We start from the raw sequence: 26,795 nt of genomic DNA, 5'->3' as shown, positions 1-26,795 counted from the left end.
AAACCTCGTTAAGGAAAATGAGGCGTGAAGCCGGCCCGGCAATTTAAGGCATTGTCGTGCCGCAACGGGACGCCGCGGCAGGGCCCGTGCGGTTACGGTCCGGAAAGCGCGTTTACATCCCGTTAACCATGAACTGATCTTAATGAATGCATGTTGCATGAGCGGTTTGGTCGCACGGCAATTGATAGAGAGCTGGATATGGGGACGATCATCGAATTTCCGGCCGGTCGCCGGGCAGGCTCGTCGGGGGATGCCACACCGCACACGGAAACGGGAACGGTTCTGATTCTCCCGGTGGTCCGTATCGAGCGCGTTGCGGACGAAACCAGCGGCGATCGCGGGCCAGAGCAGGGCACAGCGCCGGGGCGCCGTCGTCGCCGCCGCTGACGTCCGGCTTTGCAATGCCGGACACCATCCGCCAGATCCGGCCTTTCGTATCGGCCCTCCTGCTCGCGCTGCTCGGCGCGACGCTCGGCGCCTGTAGCGGCGGCGATTTCGGCCGCACCCGCGCCGACATGCGCAGCGACGACATGCATCGCTGGTTAGGTGCGGAGGTCACCTCCAGCGTCGGCCTGAAGCCCTCGCAATTCCAGCTCACCGACGAAGAACGCCAGCTTCGCGACCTCGCCTATCCCATGATCGAGCCGCCGTTGTCGCGCCCCGCCTGGAAGAGCGTGTTCGGCGACTACAAGCCGCTGCCATCGCCCTGGCGGCAGAAGATCGTGTTCGACCGCACCATGTACGGGCGCACGCTGATCGACGAGCCGCACCGCTCGCATTCCTCGCGCTATGCGCAGCTGATCGAGGACGTGCGCAACGACATCACGCGCTTCGAGCCGTTCTTCGCCAGCGCGATCCGCGTCATCGATCTCGACAGGAAGCGCGATGCCAGCATGGCACGCGTCTCCGCGCTCTCGCCGAGGGAGAAGGACGACGCGGTCGCGCGCATGCAGGAGAACTCGCTGATCGTGCAGTGGGTGCAGCAATGTCTTGAGCAGCGGGTTTCATCCTACCGCTGGGCGCTGGAGCGACTGGTGATCCAGGCCCCCGACGGCATGGCCGCCGACGCCGACCGCCTGATCGGCGAACTCGCCGCCCAGACCGCCAACCCGCCGGTCGCAGCGCAGCCGCCCTACGGCCGCGCGCTCGTCTCGAAGGGCTGACGTACAAGCTCGCCGCGTAAGCTCGCTGCCTGTCGAGAGCGGCCATCTTACCTCGCGGCCAATCGGCGCGACGAGGTGGAGCCGCCTGTCGTGCGCGATCTTTGGGACCTCACGCCGGCGGTAGCCCGCTAACGCTCTTGGGCATCGGGAACCGCATTGATTGTGCTTGTCCTTCCGAGCCGTCTGGATAGGATTATCTCGTTTCTTCAAGTCATTTTACCCAAAGGTCCTTCAAGATGAGCTTAGACGCCACGCGTCCGTTTAAGAGCCGTCTGGACATTTCACCACACCACCTGCTGGCACTTGCCATTCTGCTTGGATCGACAGGCTCCGCAGCCGCGCTGACCAAGGAGGCGGCGATCGAGAATTGCCGGATGACCGTCGGCCGACCGATCGTACAGGGGTGCATGCGCGCAGGAGGAGGCCCCGCCGGGGGCGCCAATCTGGAAGCTTGCCGCGCCAAGGCCACGCCTCAGGTCCGGGCCTGTGTGCAAGCGGCGCTGAATGCCGCCAATGGCCGCGCCAATGTTGCAGTCGAGATTCCGAAGGAAGCGGCGCCCAAGCTCGAGCAAGGCGCCGCGCTTCCGAAGGACTTCGTTGCGCCGCCGCGCAGCATCGCCGACATCACGGCGATCCTCGACGGCGACAAGCCCGACGAGAAGATGATCGCCGAACTGAAGTCGGATGCCGATGCCGCACCGAGCGGGAAGGAATCCCGTCAGGATCTGGCGCAGTTCTATTTCGATCGCGCCAACGCGCGCGCGCAGCTCGGCCGCCTCGGCGAAGCCATCACCGACGCCGACAAGGCCGTGGAGGTTGGGCGCGGCGCCGTCAGTCCTCATTTGCTGGGGCGGATGATGCAGCTCCAGTCCCTGCAGCACGCTCTCGCAGGCGATCCGAAACGCTCGCTCGAGATCATGCAAAGGCTTCTGCGCGAATCGGCCAGCATGCCGGGCGCTAAGGGAATGCAGTTCAATACGAACCGCGCGATCGCATCCGTTCTCATTCAGATGGGAGACGTCGCGCAAGCGGAGGCCTATCTTCGCCGCACCCAGACCGCGATACAGGAGGCCCGCACCAGCGGTCATCCCAATTGGCGATCCGCCTATGCTCGATTTGGCCAGAGCTGGGAAGGCGAGCTGGAGCTCGCTCGCGCCTTGATCTTCGAGGCACGCGGACAGTTTGCCGAAGCCGAGGCTGCCTATCGCACGGCAGAGCTTCGCAAGCGCGCAAGCACGAAGGCCATCATGGAATCGGACAATCCACCGGCCGAGACCCTTCTGCTGCAGGCGATCGACGGCACCGTGTTGAACCAGGCGCGCATGAAGGCGAAGCAGGGCAGGCTCGCCGAGGCCGAGGTGGACGCGCGCCGCGCGCTGCTCTCGCGCCTGAAGGATACCGGCAAGTACAATCCCGTGACGCCGCGTTTCGTGATGGCGCTGGCGGGCATTCTGGTCGATCAGGGCCGTTACGAGGAGGCGGAGAAGCTCGGCCGTGTTGCCCTCGACATCAACAAGACCGTGGGTGTGCCGGAGGATTCGCACGCGACGGTGCAGCTGCTGTCACAGCTCGCCGGCATATTGACGCTTCGGCGCAACAACGCCGAAGCAAGCGCGATGTTTGCTCGGATCGACAAGGCTGTGGCCGGCTGGGAGCCGCAGCGCCGCCAGGTGTTCGAGCTCAATCCGGCCCGGATCCTGTCGCTCTATGGTTCCGGGCAGCTCGACGCAGGCATTGCCGCCGCCGAGCAGCTCGTGAAGAAGCAGATCGCCCGGGTCGGGGAAAATCATTTCGACGCGGCTTCGGCGCGTGGCACGCTGGCGGTCGGATTGATGCGCGCTCGGCGCGATGCCGATGCCATCAGGGAGTTCAAGGCTGCCATTCCGGTCATGATGGCAAGCGCCAACGAAAATGCCGATGACGAGAACACGACCGTGGTGGCTGCGCGGAGTCAGCGGCTGCAGACCATCGTCGAGAGCTATATGCTGCTGCTCGGCAGGGCGGAAGGAGCCGGCAAGGACGTCGGCGAAGAGACGTTCAGCCTCGCCGACGCCGTCCGTGGTCGCTCGGTGCAGCAGGCGCTGGCGGCATCGAGCGCGCGCGCGGCGGCAAAGGATCCCGCGCTCGCCGAGCTCGTGCGCAAGGAGCAGGACCTGACCAAGCAGGTCAATGCCCAGCTCGGCACGCTCAACAACGTGCTCGCGCTCCCCGCGGCGGAGCGCGACGAGAAGGGCGTTGCGCAAATCCAGGCCGCGATCGCCGCCTTGCGCGGCCAGCGCGACAAGGCGCGCCAGGAGATCAAGCAGAAGTTTCCGACTTACGCCGATCTCGTCTCGCCCAAGCCGCCGAGCGTTGCCGAAATCCGTGCGACGCTGGCCGACGACGAGGCCATGCTGTCGTTCTATTTCGGCCAGAACGGCAGCTTCGTCTGGGCCGTGCCGAAGTCGGGGCCGGTCGCGTTCGCGGCCGTCCAGGCCAGGATCGGCGACATCGAAACGAAGATCCGCAAGCTGCGCGAAGCGCTCGAGCCGCAGGCCGCGATGATCTCGGACATTCCGCCCTTCGATCTCAAGCTCGGCCATGAACTGTACGAGCTGCTGCTCAAGCCGGTCGAGAGCGGCTGGAAGCCGGCCAGGAACCTGATCGTCGTGACCAATGGCGCGCTGGGACTGTTGCCGCTGGCGTTGTTGCCGACGGCACCGGCAGAGGTGGCTGCGGATGAGGACCCGCTCTTCATCGGTTATCGCAACGTGCCTTGGCTGGCGCGAACCCATGCCGTGTCGACGGTGCCGTCGGCGGCGGCGTTGCGCACACTGCGGCAGCTGCCGCCGGGCAAGCCCGGCCGCGGCGACCTCGTGGCCTTCGGGGATCCCTATTTCAACAGCGATCAGCAGGCCGAAGCGGAAGGCGGGCATAAGATTCAGGTCGCCGACGCCAGCGGCAACATCACGCGCGGCGGGCCGCTGAAGCGACGCAACAGTCCCAAGCTCGAGGGCGTCGACAGCGCCGAGCTCGGTCTGTTGCCTCGTCTGCCCGATACCGCGGACGAGCTGAAATCGATCGCGCTGGCGCTGCAGGCGGACCCCTCGAAGGTGCTGTTCCTTGGCAAGAGCGCGACCGAGAGCGCCGTGAAGACGATGAATCTGTCCGGCTTCAGAATCCTGGCCTTTGCCACCCACGGTCTGGTCCCGGGCGAGCTGAACGGATTGACGCAACCGGCGCTCGCGTTGTCGTCACCGGCGGTGACGGGCGAGGGCGGCGACGGGCTCTTGACCATGGAGGAGATCCTCGGTCTCAAGCTGGACGCGGACTGGGTCGTCCTGTCAGCCTGTAACACCGGCGCCGGCGCTGGCGCAGGGGCCGAGGCGGCATCCGGGCTCGGGCGCGCGTTCTTCTACGCCGGAACGCGGGCGCTGCTGGTGACGAACTGGTCGGTGCATTCGCAGTCGGCACGGCAATTGGTGACAGACTTGTTCAAGCGGCAGGCCGATGATCCCAAGCTGTCGCGCAGCGAGGCGCTGCGCCAGGCGACGATGGCTCTCATCGATGGTCCCGGCTATCTCAACAACGAGGGCAAGACCGAGTTCACCTATGCGCATCCGCTGTTCTGGGCGCCGTACACCATCATCGGCGATGGCGGCTTGCGTTGACCAACCGGGGAAGGGGTGCACGGACAATGGAGCGGAATGTCTTGCTGGGCCTCATGGCCGCAGGTTTGCTGTTCTCCGGACCAACGCGCGCCACGCCATTGATCACGGAAGAGGAAGCGAAGCTGCCGCCGCCGAAGGGCGCGGTTGCCGTCGATCAGCGCGGCATCATGCGCGGCCCCAAAGTCGAGTTCGTCTCGCCGGGCGACTCGGCGAGTTCACCTCTGCGACTGGTATTGAAGTTTCAGTCCTATGGCGGGGCAAAGATTGATCCGGAATCGGTCAGGGTGATCTTCCTCCGGACGCCGAATGTCGACTTGACCCCGCGGGTCAAGCCCTTCGTCCAGCCCGACGGCATCAACATGCAGGATGCGGAACTGCCGCCGGGCGAATACACGGTGCGCGTCGATATCAAGGACAGTGATGGTCGGCCGGGCACGACCATCTTTACGCTGAAGGTCGCACCCAAATGATGTGCCCCTACTGCCGGTCCGGGACTGCAGAGGGTGCGCTGGTTTGTGCGTCCTGTGGGCGCGACATCGCCGTTCCCGCCACGCTGATCGCCGAGCGCGACGATCTCCTGCGCAAGCGCGAGGAGCTGCGCGATGAACTGCGGCAGGCCAGAGACGAGGTCGAGGCCATCATGAGGCGAAGGAAGTCGCGCTAGCGATGGAATGTCCGTTTTGCGCCGAGACGATCAAGGACGAAGCCATCGCGTGCAAGCATTGCTCGCGGGACTTGCGCGTCGTGCGGCCGACGCTTGTCGAGATTGACGAAATTGTTGCCGATCTGGACAAGATCAGGCGCGATCTCGATCGTGTCAATGTCCGCCTCGAGCGCTATAACAATCCGCTGCGCTATTACGGAACGCATGCGGTGCTCTATGTCGCCATTCCGTCCCTGCTGCTGGTGATCGCGCATGTGCTCGTGACCATCACCTTCAACGTGTCCCCGATCCCGCTTCGGATCGCATCGATCGCCATACCGCTGCTGTTCGGATTCGTGGCCTATCCACTGCATCGGGTTTTCGCCCTGACGGCGTTTGTGCTGGGGTTCCTGACGGCTTGCGTCAGCATCTTCGCGATGCTGACGGTGACCGGGATCCACGATCACGTCCCGATCCTGCCGACGATCTGGATCGAGTGGCGGGAAGTGTTCGAATATGGCGCGAGCATCCTGCTGGCCTTCGTCTCCGGCAATATCTTGAGCGTCGTGATCTTCCAGGTCTTGCCGCGTGTGCTGTCGCACGGGGGCAAACCGAACGCGTTCGCCTTCCGCGTGGCGCGCCTGCTGGGGCAACATGTCGGCGAGGAACAACTGCGCCGCCGCGCCCGCTTGATCCAGGACCTCATGCAGACCGCCGGACCGCTGGCCGGTGTCGCTGCAACCGCGGTCGGCTCGATCTACGCCGGCTTGAAGGGGCTGCTTGGATAGCCTTGCGGACGGGCGGCCGGCGAGAGCAGCACCTGCCTATCGCGATTCCACCACCTTGCCGTCCTCCTTCACGAACCGGCCGACGGGATTCTCCAGGAGATCGATCACGGCTTCCGAGGGACGGCACAGTCGTGTGCCCTTTGGCGTCACCACGATCGGACGGTTGATCAGGATGGGATGCGCGAGCATCTGGTCGATCAGCTCGTCATCGGACCATTTTGGGTCATCGAGGCCGAGGTCGTGAAAGGGCGTGCCTTTCTCCCGCAGCAGTGCGCGAGCGGAGATCCCCAAGCCTTTGATGAGCTCGACCAGCGTTTCGCGGGATGGCGGCGTCTTCAGATATTCGATGACGACAGGTTCGACGCCACTCTGCCGGATCATCGCAAGCGTATTGCGCGAGGTACCGCAAGCCGGGTTATGATAGATCGTGACGGTCATCGGGTTGCCTCCGCAACAGGGATTGGACTGGCCGAGCGAGTGTCCGAGCAGCTAAGTCATCAGCAGCATATCTGCAAACGCGCCACAAGGCTCCCCAAGGATGAAGCGGGGCGGGTCAGCGGGGCGGAGGCCCGAAAGGTGTTTTCCAGGGTCGCGCGACCGCCACGGCCGGATGGCGGACGAGGCCGGCGCACTCCTATTGGTCCCGAGAGTTTCTGTCAGCCGCAGCGCACCTCCTGAGTCCGCAGCAAGCGGTGCCTGACTGTTCGCGCGATCGCTGCCGGCGCCTCGTCGGGGATGGCAAAGCAGGAACTCGCGTTGATCTCGCACAGAACGTATGTGTCGGCCCCCGACGCATCGCGGGGCCCGTACAGGAAGTCCGCATCCCAGATCACCGGTAGCGAAGATTCATCGATGCCGAGCGTCTCCATCATCTGCGGGGTCCATTCGTGCTCCATCGATCTTCGCAACGACTGGAACGGCGGCGCATCAGGCCCGTGCATGATTCGCGGTCCCGGTTGCGCCTCAGCAGCATCCGGGCTTCGCTGCGGCGGCGGGATCAAGGCCTTGATCAATTGATGCCCAAAGCCTGCGACCCTGGCGCCGCTCATATAGCAGCGGATCATCCCCTCGGGCAGACGAGGTTGGAATGCCTGGTCAATGATGCAGCCACCCCAGCCGAAATATTGCTCGCAGCGCGCGATGAGGGCATCGAGCTGGGTGTCCTCGGGCAAGCTGCCACGTTGGGCATGGAGCACCCGGACCATGGCGTCCGTGTCCGGAAGTGCTTCGACCTTCCAAACGCCTTGGCCGCCATTGCCGCGATTTTGCTTCAGCACGCGCGGGCCGCTTGCCCGCAGGCGCGATGGAAATTCGGCGCGGAAGGCCGCGGCGGTATCATAGCGGTGCGTGTCGGTGCCCCAGCCCAGGTGACGCGTCCGGTAGAGCACCTCTTTGACGCCCATCTTCAGGATCACGTCGGGATGTGCGCTCACCCATGTACCTTGCGCTGCAACGTCGCGGAGCAGGTCGTCGAGCTCGGCGCGGGTTTTGCCTTGATGGATCGGATCGATCCAGACGAGCACGCCGTCGGCAGCGAGCAACTGGTCGCGCACCGCATCGGCGAAGCTTTCGTCGTAGATCACCGGTTGGGCTTCGATGCCGAGAGCGGCGAGTGCTTCGAAGACGCGGACGAAGCGGCTGTTTTGCGCCGTCGCCTCCCGGCGCGCGGCAGCATCGCCGCGCGAGAGGATGGCTACGGTGTTGCGGGAAGTGGGGTGTTCCTCGGTGTCCATGCGCAAGCTCCACGAATTGCGTGCTGCGCAGAGCTTGGACCGGAGTCTCACGGGGAGTCTGCTTCATCCCCACGCAGGTAATCTACGTGAGATGGTTCTCATGTTTCAAGACCCCGGTTCGCTCGGTTCCGTCGGAACGTTGAACATTTCTTGACCGGCCGCGGGCATGCGCGCGTTGACAGCTCGTCCGTCGAGGCTTTTACTCGCTGCAACGGGGACATGCGATCTCCCCGTGAGGCGACATGCCCAAGCATCGCGTCCTGATCACCAAGGGCGCCGCATGTCATGATTACCCGATCTCATCCGAACAATTCTTGGTTCATCGTGCGCACGCCGAAGCGCATCGATGGCCGCATCGTGTTGCGTCTCCCGGGATCATCCGGGCGCCACGTCGCAAGCCGATCTAACCTGGGGCAGGGAGTTCACCAGGAGAGAAAGACCATGTGTACACGCATCCTTCATGCCGCCCTGTTTCTCGCGTTCGCGTCAGGGCTGTCGAGCGCACACGCTCTAACACAGGAGGAATTCATCGCCAAAATCCAGGCTGCCGGCTATTCGCAGGTCAGCGACGTCAAGTCGACCGCCGAGGGCACGACCGCAAAGGCCGTCAAGAACGGCAAGCAAGTGCGGCTCGTGGTCGATAGTGGCGGCCAGATCAAGGAGCAGAAGTGAGGCACTGGCGGACGAAATCCAAGCTTGAGGGAGCAGTTCAATGAGAAAGACAATCCCGGTTCTGATGCTCATCGGCACCTGCTTCATGGTGGCGGCTCACGCCCAGAATGTCGACTGGCAGAAGGTTGATGAGACGCTGGGCCGCAAGCCCACTGTTACGGACGATGTCCATCGCTACGGCTTTCCTCGCACCGATCTCACGGTGACGCTCGACGGCGTAACCATCAAGCCGGCGCTGGCGCTTGGCGGCTGGGTCGCGTTCAAGCCGGCGCATGGCGGCGCCATGGTCATGGGCGACCTCGTGCTGCTCGAGACCGAGGTCAATCCCGTCATGGCGAAGATGATTGCGAGCGGTCTCGAGATCACCGCCGTACACAATCATCTGCTTCGCGCGAGCCCGGCCACATTCTACATGCACATCGCCGGACACGGAGATCCAGTCAAACTGGCCTCGGCCATCCATGATGGGCTTGCCGAAAGCAAGACGCCGCTGACGGTGGCGGCGCCGGGAAACGCGCCGCCTGCCATCGAGCTCGACACGGCGAAGCTCGACCAGATCATCGGCGTCAAGGGGCAGGGCAATGGCGGCGTCTACCAGTTCAACGTGAAGCGGCGCGACCCGATCACGGAGGACGGCATGCCGCTGACTCCGGTCGGCGCGATGGGCGTTGCGATAGCCATTAACTTTCAGCCGACCGGCGGCGGCAAGGCGGCCATCACAGGCGATTTCGTCCTGACCGGCGACGAGGTGAACCCGGTCCTCGCGGCGCTGCGGACGCATGGCATCGAGGTGACGGCGCTGCACAGCCACATGCTGGACGAGCAGCCGAGGCTCTTCTTCATGCATTTCTGGGCCAACGACGATGCCGTCAAACTTGCAGAGGGCTTGCGCGCGGCGCTCGACAAGACCGCCAGCACGAAGAGCTGACGCCAGGGAGGGGGCTGCGCACGGTGGTCTTCGTCGAGCCAGTCGCGTGCTGACCGAGTCCAAGTCATCCAAAGCGCTGGTCCAATGCATGGGCGTGGAGCAAGGCACTTGTCGTGCCTTGCCCCGCCGTGCAGCGCCAAGCGCTGCGATCCTTTCTGAACTCATGTGCGGACCGGTTGTTACCGTTCATCGAACAGAGGAGGAAACCATGCGTGTTCTTGCGATGATCACGGCAGTTCTGCTGTCCTGCGCTGTCGGCCCCTCACTTGCCGCCGAAGTGGAGAAGGCCCCGACGCAGTCGGGTCCGGCCGCCGTTCCAGTGCAACCGGATCAAACGCCCGGGCAGGCCGAGCAGGCCCGCGAGCAGGACAGAAAGGATGCTGAAGACGTTCAGATTGGCCGTGATTGGAAAGCGCAAGGCGGCAGCGAAGGCGAACGCGCGGGTCGAGCTGAGTCATCCGGGCAGGAGCATCAAACCGTGGGTCGAGATTGGCGAGCTCATCCTGACGATCCTGAACGGCGGTGAATCGACAGCCAACCTCCGGACGCTCGCAAGCGCTGGTTGTCTACGAGTCAGTTGAAATATCCATCCGCTGGTCAGAGCGGAGTGCGGAGGGCATTTGACAAATCCGCCCGCTGCGCAATAGTTGCGGGTACGGGGAAGCGATCTCCCCGTGAGGCGACATGCCCAAGAATCGCGTCCCTTTTTCGAAGGACGCTGCATGTCTGCCGTTTGCCTATCCATCTCCAAGCCCTTCTATTCCTCTCGCGCGTCAGGACCTCGCGGTCGGCCGGTCGCCGCGCGATCGCAGGCTCGTCAATCAGTGGGCGTCGGGTCCCTGACAGCCTCGCCGGCGGAACGCCGATTCTGGCGCTCAACATGTACGAGCACCTGTCACGTCGATTATGGCGCCAAGGCCAGCAGCTATGTGCTCGCCGGCATCTTGCAGCATATCGCGAGGACGGGAGGTAAGCGGGAGAAGCGTCTGACATAACACCTTATGATTTCGGGGGTACCGCGAGCTCCCCGTGAGATGGATTCCCATCCAAGCGCTCGCCACCTCGTTCCGGGGACGGTCATATGGATGTTCTTGTCTTCACTGTCTTTGCTCTTGCCGCCCTCGTCGGCGGTTTCGTCAGCGGCTTCTCGGGCTTTGCGATGGGTCTGGTGGTTTCCGGCGTCTGGCTGCACATCATCACGCCGATACAGACCGCCACTCTGATCGCTGGATACGGTCTGCTCACCCAGGGCTACGGCATGTACAAGCTGCGACATGTGCTGGATCTGCGCAAAGCATGGCCGCTCGCGCTAGGAACCGTCATCGGCATTCCGATGGGCGTTGGAATTCTCGCCTATCTCGATCCCGTCTATCTGAGGTTCGGCGTCGGATTATTGTTGCTGGTCTACTCGATATATGGCCTCACACGGCCGGTGTTCGCGCCGATGAAGATCGGGACCGGCGCCGATATCGCGATCGGCATCTCAAACGGGATGCTTGGCGGGCTGACAGGACTCGGCGGCGTCATCTCCACGATATCCTGCCAGTGGCGAGGTTGGCCGAAGGATGTGCAGCGGGCCGTCTTTCAGCCGGTGCTGTTCGTCGCCTTCGTGGTCATCTCTCTGTCCCAGGCGGCGGCCGGCACGATCACCAAGGAAACACTGATGATGTACGCACTCGGCGTTCCCTTCATGGTCGCCGGCCTTTGGTCCGGATTCAAGCTGTTCGGAACGATCGATGACGAGACCTTTCGCAAGGCTGTGCTGGCATTGCTGCTGATCGCCGGGCTCTCGCTGATCGCGTCGACACTGCCGTTTTCCTCCCGCTGACCATGAGGGCTTCATGCCACTGAAGAGCTTGGGCTTCATCCCGGTCCCGAATGGCCTGAACAGCGATTTCGATCACGCCGCCGTCGATCCGAAGACGCGCGGCGTCTTCATTGCGCACACGGCGCCCGACTGCCTGGAGGTGATCGCCTTCTGGTATTCTCCGGCGAACGATGACTGCAGATGAGCCGAGGCAAGCCGCACGCCGATCCCATGGCCCGAAAAGTTGATGATAGGACAATTGATGATAGGCACCGCCACAAACTTTCCGTCGCGACCTTCCGCATGGGCGTGGCTTGCTCTTGCATCCATGCTGATTTGGTTATTGGGAGGGAACGCCATGGCCGAGACCCTGAATTTTGACAACGTTCCGGCCGGAATGCCGCCGGAAGGATGGACTTTAACGAAGACCGGTCAGGGAGAATCGAAATGGACTGTCGAGGCCGAGCCCACGGCGCCAAGCAAGCCGAACGTCCTCAAGCAATCCGGACGGGCGACTTTTCCGGTGGCCATCAAGAGTGGTACCACCATCCGCGACGGTTTTGTTGAAGTGAAGTTCAAGGCGGTTACCGGGTCCGAGGATCGCGCCGCGGGAATCATCTGGCGCGCCAAGGATGCCGACAATTACTACGTCGTGCGGGCCAACGCACTGGAGGACAATGTCGTGCTTTACAAGACAATCAATGGCATTCGAACGTCGCTGGAGATTGTCGGTCGCAAGGGCGGATATGGCGTTCGCACGCCGGTGGCGTCCGGGCAATGGCACGCGTTGCGTTGCGACTTCGCGGGACATCGATTCAAGGTGACCTTTGATGGAAAGCCGTTATTCGAGGTGGAGGACGCCACGATTACGAACGCCGGCATGATCGGCCTGTGGACCAAGGCGGATAGCGTGACCCTGTTCGATGATCTGGCATATGGTGAGGTCAAATAGCATCTGCCCAACCTCGCCGGACTTAGCCATGAACGCTCGATGTCTGTCGGTCGCGACCGCCCTGCTGATCGCGTGCATCAGTCCAATGCAGGCGCAAGAAGCCCTGGTTGCCTACAAATCGCTCAGTCCGGAGCTGGCGCTCGATCTCGCGCGTGCCGCGTTGGACAGCTGCCGCACCCGTGGCTACCAGGTTGCCGTCGCTGTCGTCGATCGCTCCGGTCTGACGCAAGTGATGCTGCGCGACCGCTTTGCAGGTCCCCACACGCCAATAACGGCATCGGCAAAGCGTGGACAGCTGCGTCGTTCAAGACCAGTACGACCGATCTGAATGCGATCAGCCAACCCGGCATGATGCAGGCGGGCATTCGAAATCTGCCCGGAACAGTCATCATCGGAGGCGGGCTGATCGTCGAAGCAGGCGGCTCTCTGGTCGGAGCGGTCGGCGTGTCCGGCGCTCCGGGCGGCGACGCGGACGAAGCGTGCGCGAAAGCCGGAATCGAAGCCATCCGTGACAAGCTGGAGTTTTGAGGCGCGGATCAAGCTCGCGGCTGGAATGCCCTTAAACGTTGGCGCGAAGCCGGACCGGGGTTGTCGCTACGGCTGCGGAGGAAACCGATCGAACGTCGGCAGCTCGTGTGCACGCTCCATCCAGCGCAGACGCTCGGCGACCTGGATGTGGATCGTGGCCGGCACGGCATCGGGATTATCGTAGGTCGCACTCTGGACGTCGATGATCCCAGGCATGTTGGCGTTGACGTAGAACAGGCCAGTTCCGCAGTCACCGCAGAAGCGCCGCCGAGCATGTTCCGAAGACCGGTACACCTTGGGCTCGCCCTTGGTCACCTTGACCGCATCCTCCGCATACATCGTCCAGCCGACGAGCGGAGCGCCGGCGTGAAGCCGGCAATCGCGGCAGTGGCACAGCGCGTGCACGATTGCTTCGCCCTCGATCTGATAACGGATTGCGCCGCAGTGACAGCCGCCGGTGATGGTGCTCATGCGTTCCTCCCGCTTGACGCAGTTTTGCAGATCGATAGCGCTGGAAACGTGCTGCTTCAACGGGCGCAATCGATTTTCGCTTGCGTCCTACTGTCGCCTGACATCTCCCGCCATCGCAGCTGCGGTCAGATGACTGGGGAGCAGGTGTCGGCCGCGCGGTTCCGCACGCGCAACGGCCGATCCCTCGATGATGGCATCGTGCCGGTGTTTTGCCCGACGTGTCAAAAGGACGTTTGGCCAGCCCGGTGCCCTCGCGGCCGCTGTGGAGGAAATGCCGACATGAAAGCGGTATGGACTTCAGTAACTTGGCTACTGTGCATGGGGTTGTTTTCGCAGTTTTTGTTGCTGCGCTGCCAAAGCAGCGCGGTTCAACGCCGGCTGCGCGGCGCTTCGGCCTTGGCCGGCGGCTCGGTCTGGGGGGCGCAGGTCGCGGCCGCGAGCGAGCCTTGCGCCTGCTGCATCAGGCCGGGCTCGGGGGCGAGCGCCTTCATCACGATCAGCCCGGTGGTAGCAGGGGAATCGATGATCAGGCGGTCGGCCGCGGTGACCTCCTCGTCCTCGGGCAGCTCGTTGTGCTGCGCCTCCGTCATCAGGTCGAGCTCGATCACCTTGCGGCCCGCGGAGCGGTCGTTGATGGCGTAATAGGCGATCTCGTTGCGGGTGTAGAACGACACCGAGGTGTAGGCCGGGCTCACCGGCACGGTCAGCTTGATCGGTCCGCCCGACAGATCGTAGCGGCAGATCGCGAGCGCAAAGGCCGGATCCATGAACGGCATCGGTGAGGTCTGCGGATCGGCGAGGGGAAGCTGGGTGACGGCGTTCACCTTGGTCATCGGCGTCAGCCGCGAATAGGCGTCCTGCGTCGCGATCCGCGGCAGCGCCAGCACGCTGACGAGATGGACGACGAGACCCAGAATGATGCCGGCAACGATGGTGAACAACAGGCGGATCATGAGCAGCCCACCGTCGTGATCTGCGGCATCGGCGCATCGCGCTGGGTGCGGGTGGCAACGCCGACCGGGGTATCGTAGAGGCGCAGCATCAAGGCGTAGCGCTCGATGCCGCCGGTCGGCAACCAGTTGCCGGCGCGCGAGCGCGAGGCGATGCGGATCTCGAACGAGCCGTCGGACTGGCGCACGATCTCCTGGCTGGTGAAGCCGTAGCGCTGCAGCGAATTGGCGACGAGGTGGCCCTTGCGGTCGTACAGCGTCAGGGTCCAGAACCGCGCCGGCGGCGTCACGCCGGAGACGATCACGTCGCAGCGGCCGTCGAGCGCCTTCTTCTTGTCGTCGGTGGTCGCGGTGAAGGCGACGCCGTCGCCGGTGCCGATCGGCAATTCGCCGTTGCGCACAATAGTGGCGCGTGAATAGGGATCGACGTCGGCGGTGCCGGTGCGCGGGCGCGCGGTCCAGGCGCCGATGGTCAGCGCGCCGATCTCGGTGCCGCGCGTCGTCGTCATCCAGGTCGCGCCGACGCCGACTACCGTCGCAAGCAGAAGGGCCGTCAATGTGATCAGGATCAGCCGCACGGGTTTCGATCAGTTCTTGCGCGGGGCGGAGGCGTTGGCGTTCTCTTCCGCATAATTCTGCGGGAAGGCGAGCGCATTCGTCGACGAGGCCGGCTTGGTGTCGGCGGCCGATTTGTTCGCCGTCTTGGCCGCATCATCCAGCAGCTTCTCGACGCGCACCAGAACGTCGGCGCCGCGCTTGGTCAGCACGGGCGGCGGACCGGGCTTGGTCTCCAGCACCTTCGGCGCCGCATTGGCCTGCGCATTGCTGACATGCTGCGGCGGCAGCTTCTGACCCATGCCGATGCCGGCGATCTCCCGCACCTCGACGCCCTGATGCGCCGCGACCATGATGTCGTGCCAGGTCTGCGCCGGCAGCGAGCCGCCGGTCATTCGGTTGGTCGGCGAATAGTCGTCGTTGCCGTACCACACCGCGCAGGTGAAATTGCCGGTGTAGCCGACAAACCAGGCGTCGCGATACGCGTTGGTGGTGCCGGTCTTGCCCGCGGTCGGAATGCCGTCCAGCGCAGCGCGGCGCGCGGTGCCTTCGCTGACGACGTGGCTCATCATGCCCGCCATGTCGGCGGCAACGGAGGCGGGGATCGCCTGGCGCGGCTTCGGACCGTCGCGGTCCCAGCGCCAGACGAGGTCGCCGGCGCCGGTGCGCACCTCCAGCACCGAATGCGGCGTCACCGCCTTGCCCCGGTTCGGGAACGTCGCATAGGCGACGGCATGCTCGAGCACGGTGACTTCGTCCGAGCCGATCGGCAGCGACGGCGTATCGGGCAGCGGGGCCTTGATGCCGAAACGGCGGGCGACCTCGACGATCTTGGCGCGGCCGACCTTGGCCGGGTTCGGCGCCTTCGGCTGATCCCGCCGGCCGATCTCGATCGACAGCTTCACCGGCACGACGTTGATCGAACGCGTGATCGCCTGGGTCAGCGTCACCGAGCCGGAATAGGAATGGCCATAATTCTGCGGGCACCAGTTGCCGATGCAGACGGGGCCGTCGACCACGACCGAGTTCGGCGTGTAGCCATTCAGCAGGGCGGTGGTGTAGACGTAGGGCTTGAACGAGGAGCCGGGCTGGCGATAGGCGTCGGTGGCGCGGTTGAACTGGCTGGCGCCGTAGTCGCGGCCGCCGACCATGGCGCGGATGCCGCCATCGAGATCGGCGACGACGGTTGCCGCTTGTGTCGCGTGATAATCGCGACCGAACTGGCGCAGCTGGTTCTCGATCGCGTCTTCGGCGGCCTTCTGCACATTGGTGTCGATCGCAAGCCGTACCACGAAGACGCGCTCGGTGTAGGACTTCGGGAAGGTGTCGACCAGCTTGCGCATCTCGTCGAAGGCGTAGTCGAGATAATAGTTCGGCGACGCCTCGTCGCGGCGGTCGACCGCGAAGGCCGGGTTGCGGCGGGCGCCGAACACCTGGCCCTCGGTCATGAAACCGGCATCGACGAGGTTGTCGAGCACGACGTTGGCGCGGGCGCGGGCGGCGGGCAGGTTGATGTGCGGGGCGTATTTGGTCGGCGCCTTGAACAGGCCGGCGAGCATCGCCGCTTCCGCCAGCGTCACGTCGCGCGCCGACTTGTTGAAGTAGAAATGCGCGGCGCCATCGACGCCGAAGGTGCCGCCGCCCATATAGGCGCGGTCGAGATAAAGCTTGAGGATCTCGTTCTTGGTCAGGCGCCATTCCAGCCAGATGGCGAGGAAAGCCTCGTTGACCTTGCGCTCGATGGTGCGCTCGTTGCTCAGGAACAGGTTCTTGGCGAGCTGCTGGGTGATCGAGGAACCGCCCTGGCGAACGCCGCCGGCCTGGGCGTTGGTGACGAGAGCGCGCGCGGTGCCGGCGACGTCGATGCCAAAATGGTCGTAGAAGCGGCGGTCCTCGGTCGCCAGCGTCGCCTTGATCAGCACGTCCGGAAAGTCTTCCAGCGGGATCGAGTCGTTGTGCTTGATGCCGCGGCTGCCGATCGGGTTGCCGTAGCGGTCGAGGAAGCTCACCGCGAGGTCGGACTTCTTCAGCCAGTCCTCGTCCGCGGTCTCGCGGAAGGCAGGGATGGCGAGCGTGAGCATCACGACCAGGCCGCCGAGGCCGAGGGTCGCGGCTTCCGACAGCGGCTCGATGAAGACCCAGCGCTTCCAGCGCCCGACATAGAACCGGTCCATGAAGGTCGAGTAGCGCTCGTAGAGTTCGCGGATGCCCTTGGCCGAGGAGAACAGCGAAGAGTCGATGCGCGCATCGAGATCCAGGAGGAAATTCCGGATCTTCTGCTTCCAATGCGGTGGTATGATCTGGCGCACCTAGAACCCTTGCGGCTTGCTTCGAAAGCGTTCAAGCACCCGGCCGGGGCGGCATCGAGACGTCCTGCGGGAATGTTGCGGCAAACCCAAGGCGCCCGGTTCGCGTCCTTTGGGGACTTGCTGTTCGTTCTAGCCGAGCAGGGCCCATAAACCAATGGCCACGCTCGCGATTTTGAACAACAGGCCTAATTGACCCCGGGTCATTACGGGCCTCAAAGGGCGTCTGCTTGCACCTGCACAGCCGCACGCCGTAGATGACATCGCCGTAGCTCTTTCGAACTCTTGTTGAGGCGCATGACCGCAGCTCCCAAACGACCTTCCGGCCAGGAAGGATTCTTCTGGAAAACCAAGACGTTGGAAGAGATGTCTGGGGACGAATGGGAAAGCCTGTGCGACGGCTGCGGGCGCTGCTGCCTGAACAAGCTCGAGGACGAGGACACCGGCGAGATCTATTTTACCCACATCGGCTGCAAGCTGCTCGATGGGGCGAGCTGCGCCTGCAAGGACTACCCGAATCGCTCCGACAAGGTTCCGGACTGCGTTCGCCTCACCCCGGCCAATGTCCGCACCCTGAACTGGCTGCCGCCGAGTTGCGGCTACAAGCTGGTTGCCGAGGGGCGCGACCTCTATTGGTGGCATCCGCTGGTGTCAGGCGATCCCAATACCGTGCATGAGGCCGGCGTCTCCGTGCGTGGGCGGGTCGAGGGCAGCGAGGAGGAGATCCCGGACGAGGATCTCGAGGACCACATCGTGCGATGGCCGGCCGTGCTGCCGAAACGAGCCCGCCTGAAGCGACGGCCGAAGAGCTGACCCGCCGCAGGCTCCGCATCACGTGTTCGGGATGACCCGGCGGCGGGATGCACCCATGCGCCGCGGTGCCTGCCCGGGAAGGATTTTGCTGTCTACATTGGGCTGCATAGAACGAATCCTTCGCGGCGTTGCGCCGCCACACGACGTCCGAGCGAGATGAACAAGTTCGACCGGCAGAGCAGTTCTGCCGACATCCAGGCGTTGCCTGACGACATTGCCGAAGAGCTGTCCCGCCTTCCGAGCGAAGTCATCAGCGTCGATGACGCGCCGTCCATCGCCCCGCCGGTGCCGCTGTCACAGGACGAGGTCCGCACCATCGTCATCAGCCTAATGGTGACGATGTTCCTGGCCGCGCTCGACCAGACCATCGTGGCGACCGCGCTGCCGACCATCGGACGCCAGTTCCAGGACGTCTCCAGCCTGTCCTGGGTGATCACGGCCTATCTGCTCGCCTCGACCGCGGTCGCGCCGGTGTTCGGCACGCTCAGCGACATCTACGGTCGCAAGGCCATGATCATCACTTCGCTCAGCCTGTTCGTCGCGGGCTCGGTGCTGTGCGCGATCGCGCCGAACATGCCGATGCTGATTCTGGCGCGCGGTCTTCAGGGCCTCGGCGGCGGCGGCATCATGCCGGTGGTGCAGACGGTGATCTCTGACGTCGTCTCACCGCGCGAGCGCGGGCAATATCAAGCCTATTTCTCCAGCGTCTGGATGGTCGGCGGCATCCTCGGCCCGGTCATCGGCGGCGTGTTCGCCGAGCATCTGCACTGGTCAATGATCTTCTGGATAAACCTGCCGCTGGCAGCCGCCGCGATCGCGCTGCTGCTGCCGAGGATGAAAAAGATCCCGGTGTTCCACCGCAAGCGCAAGGTCGACTGGCTCGGCGGCGTGTTGCTGATGGCGTCCGCCGTTGTGTTCATGCTGGTGCTGACCTGGGGCGGCACGCGCTATGCCTGGCTATCGCCGGCCGTGCTTGCGATGCTGGGTGGCGCCGTCGCGCTCGCCGTGACCTTTGTCTGGCACGCGCGGCGTGCGGACGAGCCGTTCCTGCCGCTGCCGCTGCTCGGTGGGACTGTTGCGCCGTTCGCCCTGACGGCTGGCGGTTGCGGTCTCGGCGCGATCACAGGCCTCACCGTGCAACTGCCGCTTTATTACGAGCAGGTCTATCATCTCACCGCCAGCGAGGCGGGGCTTGCTCTGATTCCGCTCGCGGCGGTTTCGACCTGCGGCGCGGCGATTGCCGGCCGCACCATGGCGCGCGCCAAGCACTACAAGCGCGTCGCCATCATCGGGACGTCCTGGGCTGCGCTGTGCGGCCTTGGCCTCACACTCACGACCTTGCCGCTATGGGGCCTCCTCACGCTGATGGCCGCGTTCGCGCTTGGGCTCGGCACGACCTTCCCGGTGTGCGTGGTTTCGCTGCAGAACTCGGTTGCGCGTCCGCAAGTCGGCACCATCACCGGCGCAATGAATTTCTTCCGCTCGCTGATGTCCTCGTTCACGGTCGCGGCGTTCGCGGCGATCCTGCTGATCGCCCTCGGCACCGACGTTCCGCTCGCGGGCGAGCATCACGCCGCAGGCAGCATCGCAATCCCCGCCGACGAGATGCGGCACGCCTTCCGTTACGTGTTCGGTGCCGCCACCGCGCTGATGACCACCGCCGCGCTCTGCCTGATTGCGATGGAGGAGCGGCCGCTCGCCGGGCCCGCCACCGCGCAGCCGGTCGAGATGGCGGAGTAGGGCGCTTCACCCGCCGCGATCGGCGTAGGGATCGTCCCCGGCGCTGCCTTGGCTCGCCTTCCGCGCCTTCGCTGCAAGCTGCTCTTTGAGCTGCGCCAGTGCTTCGGCGGACCAGTCATGGACATCGGTGACCGCGACCCAGGCATCGACGTAATGCTCGGGCGCGTAGACATGGCCAAAGCCCATCGGCGCCCCGTTCGCGGCCGCCATGTCGAGGGCGAGCTGCAGCATAGTCACGACGGGATACCATCGCAGCTCTGGTGACACGTCCGGCCCGCGCGGCGTCAACCAGGCGGGGGCCTGATAGGCGTCGCGGTACGCGAAGAAGGTGATCGCGTCGCTGGCATATTGCAGGTAGACGATGCGCATCGGCCCCCAGGGCGCATCCGGCGGCACCGTCGGTCCGTTCTGGTTCATGAAGCGCACGACGCGACTGTCACGGAATTCCGGCAGCCACGCCGGCGAGCCCGGATTGCGGTTCGCGGTGACCGCGCGCCAGATGCGGCTCTCGAAGGGCGCCCCGCTCCACAGCGCACCGGCAATCGGATCGCCGATTGTCTCGAACAGCTCCGCGGATTTTTCCGAGTTCATGGCGCCGAGGCTGAGCCCGTGCAGATACAGCTTCGGCCGGCGGTCCTTCGGCAGCGTCGTCCAATAGCCGTAGATCTCCGCGAACAGGATGCGCGCAGCTTCCGCGCCGTACTCGGGCTGAAACAGCAGCGACAGCGGGCTGTTAAGATAGGAATACTGCATCGCGACGCTCGCGACGTCGCCGTGATGGAGATATTCGACCGTATCCATGGCGGACGGATCGATCCAGCCGGTGCCCGTCGGCGTAATGATGATCAGGACGCTGCGCTCGAATCCGTGCTGCCGCTTGAGCTCCTCGAGCGCAAGCTGCGCGCGCGCCTTCACATCGCCGCTACCGAGGCCCACATAGACGCGCACCGGGTCCTGCGCGGACCTTGCGGTGATGGCGCTGATCTCGGTTGCTGTTGGACCCGAGGTGATGAACCGGCGCCCCGTACGCCCGAGGTCCTGCCATGTCACCAGGGACGCAGGACTTCCCGTTCGCCCGGGAGCGGTCGGCTGCGGCCGCTCGGGCTCATGCAAGGCGTCGAGTTCGCGGAAGGAGGAATCCAGTGCGCGAAACGCCGTGTCGATCAGGAGATTGCTGGCGATCGACCAGAACAACAGGCCTGCGAGGACAATGCCGACGACGTTCGCGATCTTCCGCGGAATGATGCGCCTGGTGCGCGCAGCAAGGAAGCGCGCGACAAGCGCGAACACCCGCCCCAGCACCAGCAGCACCACGAATGCAATCAGGGCGACGGCGCAGACCTTGAGCGGATGCGCGGTCTCGACGGGCGCCATCTTCATCACAGCGCGGATCGAATTCTGCCATTCGGCGCTGCGCCGCAGAAAGACGACGACGACAAGCAGGCAGCCGGCTGCGACAAGCGCATTCGCTATCGATCTCGCGTGCGCCGAAGGTTCGGGCAATTCGAGATGGCGCCAAAGCCAGCGCCACAGGACGCCGGCGCAATAACCGATCGCAAAGCAGCCGCCGGCGAGGGCGCCCTGGGTGAGGTAGCTCCGTGGGATCAGCGTCGGCGTCAGCGCGGCCGCAAAGAACAGCGCGCCCAGCGCCAGGCCGACACCGGACAGCGAGAGCAGGTGCCGTCGAATGAACCACGCGAGACTGTTCAAAACACCCCCCTGGTTGGCGCTATCCCTTGTCGTTCTCCGCGAAACTGCTCTTCCGCGGCAGCAGGATCGTGAACTCGGTGAACGCGCCGGGCTCCGTCGTGACGTCGATGGTGCCGCCGTGCTGCTTCACCACGATGTCGTGGCTCATCGACAGCCCGAGGCCGGTGCCTTCGCCGGCTGGCTTGGTGGTGAAGAACGGATTGAACATCTTCTCCCTGACCTCGTCCGCAATGCCGGTGCCATTGTCGCGGATGCGGATCTCGATGCTGTCGCCGCGGTCGCGCGTGGCAGCGATCACCACCGGCTCGTAATCGGCAGCGCCCTCGGCCTTGCGCTTGGTGACCGCATGGAAGCCGTTCGAGATCAGGTTCAGCAGCACCCGGGTGATCTCCTGCGGAAACACTTCGGCTTGCCCGGCCGCAGGATCCAGCTCGCGCTTCAGCGTCACGTCGAATCCCGGCTTCTCGGCGCGTGCGCCGTGATAGGCGAGGTTGAGGCTCTCCTCGACCAGCGCGTTGATGTCGCTCAGCCCATGGTCGCCGCCGCCTTCTCGCGAATGCAGCAGCATGTTCTTGACGATGGAATCGGCACGTCGTCCGTGCTGCACAACCTTTTGCAGATTGCCTTTCAGAAGCCCCGTCAGCTCGTCGACCTCCGCCCGAATGTCGTCTGCGAGCATGACAGGCGCAAGCACCTCGTTCAGCTCGTCCGTCAGCTCGGCGGAGAGAGAAGCAAAATTGTTGACGAAGTTGAGCGGGTTCTTGATCTCATGGGCGATGCCGGCGGTGAGCTGGCCCAGCGATGCAAGCTTCTCGGTCTGAACCAGCCGGTCTTGCGCGGCGCGTAAGTCGTCGAGCGATTTGGCGAGCTCGCGGGTACGGTCCTGCACCTCGTTGAACAGGCGCGTGTTCTCGACCGCGATGACGGCTTGATCGGCAAAGGTCTTGAGCAGATTGATCGCCTTCTCCGGAAAATGACCGGGCTCCCGCCGCGTCACCGCGATGGTGCCGATCGCGATGCCGTCGCGCAGCATCGGCACCACGAGGATGCTGCGATAGCCCCGCGTCCGCGCCAACTCCTTCATGGCCTCGGTGAGATCGGGTTCGCTCTGCATGTCGCTGCGGAAGGCATATTGTCCGCTTCTTGCCACCCGGCTGTGAATGCCTGACGCCGACAGCGGCGTCGGGAAGGAGCTGAGCAGGTCTGCGTTGCCGGCCTCAACGTCGGTGGTGAAGGCTGCCAGATGCAGCATGCCGTCGACGACCCGTGTGACGGTGGAGGAGTGCCCGCCGATCAGCGCCTTGGCGCTGTCGGATATGGCCTGAAACACCGGCGTGACGTCGGCAGGCGAGGCCGCGATCACCTTGAGGATGTCGGCAGTCGCGGTCTGACGTTCCAGCGCTTCCCTGGTGGCGTTGAACAGGCTCACATTCTTGATCGCGATCACCGCCTGGTCGGCGAAGGTCTGTAGCAGCCGCACGTGATGCTCGGCGAAGCGGCCGGTCGCCCGGCGCGTGGCGATGATGATGCCGATGGCTTCGCCCTCGCTCATCAACGGCGTGAACAGCATGCTGCGATAGCCGCGGGCGCGCGCGATGTCGCGCGCGGCCGGCTCGAGGTCGGTGTCGGGCAATTGCGCCGCGGCGCCGTTGGCCACGAGCGAGTATGGCGGGAACTGCGCAAAGGGCACCGGAAAGGAATTCTGGAGCACGCGATCCCCGGCCGGATCGGTCGGGGTGAATGCCGCAAGGTGTGCGGCGCCGTCGATGTAGCGCAGCACCGCCGTGGAGAAGCCGCCGATCAGGCGATTGGCGTTGGCGGCGATGGCCTCGAACACCGGCTGCACGTCGGATGGCGAGGCGGCCATCACCTTGAGGATGTCGGCGGTTGCGGTCTGGCGCTCCAGCGCCTCGCGCGTCTCGTTGAACAGCCGTGCATTCTCGATCGCGATCACGGCCTGGTCGGCAAAGGTCTGGAGCAGCTGCACGAGATCGGGCGCGAACGCGCCAGGCTCGGCGCGCGTGACGCTGATCATGCCGACCGGGGCGCCCCGGTTCATCAGCGGCATGAACAGCACGCTGCGGAAGCCGCGCAGCCGCGCCAGCCTTCGGTTCAGCTCCGGGACGTCGGCGGCCTCGCTGTCAGGGAACTGGATCGTCTCGCCATCGCGCACCAGGGCAAAGGTCGGGAAGTCCGCGATCTTGCGCGGGAACGATGCCTTGAGCCCTTCGTCAGCCTCCGGACTGGTCGGCGTGAACGCCACGAGGTGCAACTCGTCGCCGATGAACTGAAGTACGGTGGCGGAGAAGCCGTCGAGCAGGCGCTTCGAACTGGACGCGATCGCCGCGAAGACCGGCCGGGCGTCGGAGGGCGAGGCTGCGATGGTACGCAAGATCTCGGCGCTGGCGTTCTGGCGATCCCGCGCGACCGCAAGCTCGCCGCGCAGCCGTGCATTCTCGGTTGCGGCCGACTGCAATCGCTGTTCGAGTTCTTCGATTTCGTTGGAAGGGGCAGTCATTCCTAATCCGGCTTGATGCCGCGACAAGCGCGGCACCGGGCCGGATTATCACATCTTCTGCTGCCTGAGCCAACGCCCCGCCATGCCACTGAAGCCCGGCCGGCTCACGTGCCCGGCCGCGACACCTCGGTTTCCTTGCTGGTGATGAACTCCAGCAGCACCGGTACGCCTTCCCGCGTTTTCTGGATGCCGCGCTTGATCGCGGGCACGATGTCCTCCGGCCTCAACACACGCTCGCCATAGCCGCCGAAGGCGCGCGCCATCGCGGCGTAGTCCCCGGAAATGTCGGTCGAGCGATATTTCTCGGTCGAGACCGGCATCACCTTCAATTCGATCGCCATAGAGAAATTGTTGAGCAAGATCGACATGATCGGGATGCGCTCGCGCACCGCGGTCTCGAAATCCATGCCCGTAAAGCCAATGGCAGCATCGCCCCAGACATTGATACAGAGCTTGTTCGGCTTTGCCAGCTTGGCGCCCATCGCGAGCCCAAGCCCATAGCCGAGCTGCGTCGTCTTACCCCAGCCGAGATAGCTGAGAGGCTCGACCGATTTCCAGAATGGCGAGAGCTGGTCGCGCGGGCTGCCGGCATCATGCGTGATGATGGTGTTGTGGATGTCGACGGTGTGCTGCAGGTCCCAGAGTACCCGATACGGGCTGAGCGGCGCATCGTTGCTGGTGAGTTTCGGCATCCATTTCGCCAGCCACTGCTCGTGCGAGGCCGCAATCTCCGCCGCGACCACAGAGGCATCACGATCGGATGTAACCGACTTGCCGATCTCCTCCAGCAGTGCATCGAACACGAGGCCGGCGTCGCCGACGAGGCCGATCCTGGCTTCCACATCCTTGTTGAGATGGTTCGGGTCGAGTGTGGAGTGGATGATGGTCTTGCCCTTCGGCATCGCGATGCCGAAATTGGTCTCGGTGAAGGAGCAGCCGACGCCGAAGATGACGTCGGCTTCAGCCAGAAACTTCGGGACCGCGCGCGGCACCGCGAGCCCGCCCGAACCGAGCGAGAGCGGATGTGTTTCCGGAAAGGACGACTTGCCGCCAAGACTGGTGGTGACGGGGATAGCCAGCCGTTCGGCCAGCCGTTTCAGTTGCGGCCACGCCTGCGCGTAATGCACGCCCTGGCCGGCATAGATCACCGGCCGTTTTGCATTCACGAGCAGGCTGGCTGCTTCCTTCACGTGAACAGGATCGGCGCCGTAGCGCGTGCGCAGCACCGGCGTGTAGTCGAGCGGCTCCGGCACCTCCTCGGTCCACATGTCGGCCGGTATCTCGACGATCACAGGCCCGCCGCGGCCGTTCTTCAGCTTGGTGAAGGCGCGGCGGAAGATGTTGGCGACCTCGGCCGCGAGGTTGATCGGCTCGGAGGATTTCGCAAATGGCTTCATCGCCTCGCTGGAATTGAAGTTCGGCTCGATATGCGCAAGCCTGCGCGGATAGCCCATCGGCAACACCAGCACGGGAACGGATTCGCCGAAACACTGCGCAACCCCGCCCATCGCGTTCTCCGCGCCCGGCCCATGCTGCATGCAGAACGCGCCGATGCTGCGCCCCGATGACACCCGCGAGATCGCATCCGCCATGTGGATGCCGACGCGCTCCTGCCTCACCATCACGGGCCGGATCTCGGCTTTCGCCGCATGCTCGATCAGATGGTTGACCGGGTAGCCGCAGAGGATCTCGATCCCCTCACGCCGCATGATTTCCGCGATTGCGGTGCCGAGTTTCATGGCGTCTCTCTCCTGAGGCTTGGCCGGTTGGCCCGGCTGATTGGAGGAGAGAGGATCAGGAAATTGGGTGAGGGTAAAGCGCGAGCAGACGGTAGTCGCGGTAGGTCAGCCATGCGGTGTGCTGCGGTAGCCCGGCTGGAGTGCAATCCGGAAAACTGCATCCGCGGAGCCACTCCCGGTGTTCGCTCCGTCTCCAAGCGGGCTACAATCTTGCCAGCCACTCAGCCGCTTTTGCCAACGGCCGAGAAACTTCCCTATTTGCAATTCTTGCAAATCGTCAGCTTTCGCTTCAACGCCTCATCGTCCTGATCAATCGATGATTGCCCCGCGAGGCCATTTGTCTCCAGATTGGAACTGGAGCCCTTTGCTGCGCGTGACCTCACGGGCGGCGTCACCTGACTTGGGGTGTCATGGTCGTCGGCGGTGCCTATGCTGAAGCCATCGTAATCGGCGGCCGGATTCGGCACCTGCGGCGCAGTGCCGATCACGGGGGGCGAAGCTTCTCTGCCGGATGCCGCCGGCGGAATTCTGGAGTTTGTTGCGCTCCCGCGTGGCGGCGATGTATTGGGGGGAGCAAGCGAAACCGGTGGCGCGGCCGAACTCTGTCCTCTGGCGCTCTCGCCCGAGCAGACGCCGACAAACATAAAACTGAGAGCCAAGAGCGCCACGCTTCTCATCCGCATCCTTCAAGCAGCTCTGGTTCATCCATTGACGGCATGGCTCGTCGAGCCATGTCGTGCCGAAGGATATCAGGACTTACATGGCCGTCAAAGCGCGGCGCTGCGAAGCTTCGCTGCGCTCGGAATGACGAGATGGGGAAGGCGGCATGCTCCGGCAAGGCGCTGCGAGCCATGCTGAAGTCAGTGCGCGGGAAGTCCGCCGCCTCAGGCGAGGGCGGCCGTTACTTCATCGACGAACTGATCGAGTTGAACTTGTTGTTGAGGAGCTGGCTGCCCGTGTTGTTCACGACGGTGACGATGGCCAATGCAATGCCGGCGGCGATCAGGCCGTATTCGATGGCGGTGGCGCCAGTCTCATCGGCAAGGAAAGACCTAAGCAAACTCATTGCCAACTCCTCTTCATCCGATCCAATGTATGGCCGCGTTGTTTTCGAACTCGTCAATCGATC

Annotated in this window: 24 protein-coding genes and 2 pseudogenes; 14 read left to right on the top strand and 12 right to left on the bottom strand. The window is 64.3% G+C overall.

The features are described 5' to 3' along the window. The first annotated feature begins 198 nt into the window (after positions 1-198). The 6 genes from IVA98_RS15485 (at position 199) to IVA98_RS15460 (ending at position 6,244) form a co-directional block, all read left to right on the top strand. Positions 199-387 (top strand): hypothetical protein, encoded by a 189-nt coding sequence (locus IVA98_RS15485; RefSeq protein WP_247301270.1) that lies wholly within the window; start codon positions 199-201, stop codon positions 385-387. Between the two features lie 14 nt (positions 388-401). Continuing rightward, entirely contained in the window at positions 402-1,163 is a 762-nt protein-coding gene (locus IVA98_RS15480; protein ID WP_247301269.1) for a hypothetical protein, read from the top strand. 236 nt (positions 1,164-1,399) lie between these two features. Next, complete coding sequence (locus IVA98_RS15475; protein ID WP_247301268.1) at positions 1,400-4,813, top strand: CHAT domain-containing protein; 3,414 nt, start codon at positions 1,400-1,402, stop codon at positions 4,811-4,813. 41 nt (positions 4,814-4,854) lie between these two features. Continuing rightward, the gene (locus IVA98_RS15470; protein WP_247301267.1) at positions 4,855-5,283 is read left to right on the top strand and encodes a hypothetical protein; all 429 of its coding nucleotides are present in this window, start codon (positions 4,855-4,857) and stop codon (positions 5,281-5,283) included. Further along, positions 5,280-5,477, top strand: coding sequence for a hypothetical protein (locus IVA98_RS15465; RefSeq protein WP_247301266.1), 198 nt, complete (start codon positions 5,280-5,282; stop codon positions 5,475-5,477). The genes IVA98_RS15470 and IVA98_RS15465 overlap by 4 nt, the downstream gene beginning before the upstream one ends. A 2-nt stretch (positions 5,478-5,479) precedes the next feature. Beyond that, positions 5,480-6,244: a hypothetical protein gene (locus IVA98_RS15460; protein WP_247301265.1), complete on the top strand. Its 765-nt coding sequence runs from the start codon at positions 5,480-5,482 to the stop codon at positions 6,242-6,244. Positions 6,245-6,280: 36 nt separating this feature from the next. Here the strand turns inward: IVA98_RS15460 and arsC are convergent, their stop codons facing one another. Continuing rightward, positions 6,281-6,682, bottom strand: coding sequence for an arsenate reductase (glutaredoxin) (arsC, locus tag IVA98_RS15455; RefSeq protein ID WP_247301264.1), 402 nt, complete (start codon positions 6,680-6,682; stop codon positions 6,281-6,283). 218 nt (positions 6,683-6,900) lie between these two features. Next, the gene (locus IVA98_RS15450; protein WP_247301263.1) at positions 6,901-7,977 is read right to left on the bottom strand and encodes a Cj0069 family protein; all 1,077 of its coding nucleotides are present in this window, start codon (positions 7,975-7,977) and stop codon (positions 6,901-6,903) included. A 441-nt stretch (positions 7,978-8,418) separates the two neighbouring features. Between IVA98_RS15450 and IVA98_RS15445 the strand changes: the two genes are divergently transcribed. From IVA98_RS15445 to IVA98_RS15430, 4 genes are all read left to right on the top strand, one after another. Next, the gene (locus IVA98_RS15445; protein WP_247275878.1) at positions 8,419-8,649 is read left to right on the top strand and encodes a hypothetical protein; all 231 of its coding nucleotides are present in this window, start codon (positions 8,419-8,421) and stop codon (positions 8,647-8,649) included. A 40-nt stretch (positions 8,650-8,689) separates the two neighbouring features. After that, entirely contained in the window at positions 8,690-9,577 is an 888-nt protein-coding gene (locus tag IVA98_RS15440; RefSeq protein WP_247301262.1) for a DUF1259 domain-containing protein, read from the top strand. A 208-nt stretch (positions 9,578-9,785) separates the two neighbouring features. Further along, positions 9,786-10,103 carry a hypothetical protein gene (locus tag IVA98_RS15435; RefSeq protein WP_247301261.1) on the top strand — a complete coding sequence of 106 codons (318 nt, stop codon included), beginning with the start codon at positions 9,786-9,788 and terminating at the stop codon, positions 10,101-10,103. Between the two features lie 555 nt (positions 10,104-10,658). Then, complete coding sequence (locus IVA98_RS15430) at positions 10,659-11,405, top strand: sulfite exporter TauE/SafE family protein (protein ID WP_247301260.1); 747 nt, start codon at positions 10,659-10,661, stop codon at positions 11,403-11,405. Positions 11,406-11,477: 72 nt separating this feature from the next. On the opposite strand, the gene IVA98_RS15425 is transcribed toward IVA98_RS15430, so the two are convergent. Next, positions 11,478-11,744 carry a hypothetical protein gene (locus tag IVA98_RS15425; protein ID WP_247301259.1) on the bottom strand — a complete coding sequence of 89 codons (267 nt, stop codon included), beginning with the start codon at positions 11,742-11,744 and terminating at the stop codon, positions 11,478-11,480. Here IVA98_RS15425 and IVA98_RS15420 point away from each other — a divergent pair. Both IVA98_RS15420 and IVA98_RS15415 read left to right on the top strand, forming a co-directional pair. Then, the gene (locus tag IVA98_RS15420) at positions 11,743-12,336 is read left to right on the top strand and encodes a hypothetical protein (protein WP_247275874.1); all 594 of its coding nucleotides are present in this window, start codon (positions 11,743-11,745) and stop codon (positions 12,334-12,336) included. The genes IVA98_RS15425 and IVA98_RS15420 overlap by 2 nt on opposite strands. Positions 12,337-12,364: 28 nt before the next feature. After that, positions 12,365-12,864, top strand: a pseudogene (locus IVA98_RS15415) (heme-binding protein). Positions 12,865-12,930: 66 nt separating this feature from the next. Here the strand turns inward: IVA98_RS15415 and IVA98_RS15410 are convergent. The 4 genes from IVA98_RS15410 to IVA98_RS15395 all read right to left on the bottom strand — a co-directional run bounded on the left by IVA98_RS15410 (position 12,931) and on the right by IVA98_RS15395 (position 17,149). Continuing rightward, positions 12,931-13,335, bottom strand: a complete 405-nt coding sequence (locus IVA98_RS15410; RefSeq protein WP_247301258.1) for a GFA family protein — start codon at positions 13,333-13,335, stop codon at positions 12,931-12,933. A gap of 368 nt (positions 13,336-13,703) precedes the next feature. After that, positions 13,704-14,288 (bottom strand): DUF1254 domain-containing protein, encoded by a 585-nt coding sequence (locus IVA98_RS15405; protein WP_247301257.1) that lies wholly within the window; start codon positions 14,286-14,288, stop codon positions 13,704-13,706. Then, positions 14,285-14,863, bottom strand: a complete 579-nt coding sequence (locus IVA98_RS15400) for a DUF1214 domain-containing protein (RefSeq protein ID WP_247301256.1) — start codon at positions 14,861-14,863, stop codon at positions 14,285-14,287. Before IVA98_RS15400 ends, IVA98_RS15405 begins: the two co-directional genes overlap by 4 nt. A 9-nt stretch (positions 14,864-14,872) precedes the next feature. Then, positions 14,873-17,149, bottom strand: a complete 2,277-nt coding sequence (locus IVA98_RS15395) for a transglycosylase domain-containing protein (RefSeq protein ID WP_247301255.1) — start codon at positions 17,147-17,149, stop codon at positions 14,873-14,875. Between the two features lie 294 nt (positions 17,150-17,443). Between IVA98_RS15395 and IVA98_RS15390 the strand changes: the two genes are divergently transcribed. Further along, positions 17,444-17,959, top strand: coding sequence for a YcgN family cysteine cluster protein (locus IVA98_RS15390; protein WP_247301254.1), 516 nt, complete (start codon positions 17,444-17,446; stop codon positions 17,957-17,959). A gap of 156 nt (positions 17,960-18,115) precedes the next feature. After that, on the top strand, positions 18,116-19,699 hold the full coding sequence (locus tag IVA98_RS15385; protein ID WP_247333458.1) for an MDR family MFS transporter: 1,584 nt from the start codon (positions 18,116-18,118) through the stop codon (positions 19,697-19,699). A 6-nt stretch (positions 19,700-19,705) separates the two neighbouring features. Here the strand turns inward: IVA98_RS15385 and IVA98_RS15380 are convergent, their stop codons facing one another. The 5 genes and pseudogenes from IVA98_RS15380 to IVA98_RS15360 all read right to left on the bottom strand — a co-directional run bounded on the left by IVA98_RS15380 (position 19,706) and on the right by IVA98_RS15360 (position 26,732). Further along, complete coding sequence (locus tag IVA98_RS15380; protein WP_247301252.1) at positions 19,706-21,409, bottom strand: alpha/beta hydrolase; 1,704 nt, start codon at positions 21,407-21,409, stop codon at positions 19,706-19,708. 19 nt (positions 21,410-21,428) lie between these two features. Beyond that, positions 21,429-23,927, bottom strand: coding sequence for a GAF domain-containing sensor histidine kinase (locus IVA98_RS15375; protein WP_247301251.1), 2,499 nt, complete (start codon positions 23,925-23,927; stop codon positions 21,429-21,431). 104 nt (positions 23,928-24,031) lie between these two features. Further along, positions 24,032-25,675 (bottom strand): annotated as a pseudogene (locus IVA98_RS15370) (thiamine pyrophosphate-requiring protein); the annotation flags it as partial. A 245-nt stretch (positions 25,676-25,920) separates the two neighbouring features. Continuing rightward, positions 25,921-26,154 carry a hypothetical protein gene (locus tag IVA98_RS37250; RefSeq protein ID WP_346657719.1) on the bottom strand — a complete coding sequence of 78 codons (234 nt, stop codon included), beginning with the start codon at positions 26,152-26,154 and terminating at the stop codon, positions 25,921-25,923. A gap of 413 nt (positions 26,155-26,567) precedes the next feature. Beyond that, complete coding sequence (locus IVA98_RS15360) at positions 26,568-26,732, bottom strand: Flp family type IVb pilin (RefSeq protein ID WP_247275863.1); 165 nt, start codon at positions 26,730-26,732, stop codon at positions 26,568-26,570. Between the last annotated feature and the right edge of the window lie 63 nt (positions 26,733-26,795).

The organism is Bradyrhizobium sp. 160 (assembly GCF_023073735.1).
GTDB lineage: Bacteria > Pseudomonadota > Alphaproteobacteria > Rhizobiales > Xanthobacteraceae > Bradyrhizobium.
This window is presented reverse-complemented; position numbering and strand designations above follow the sequence as displayed.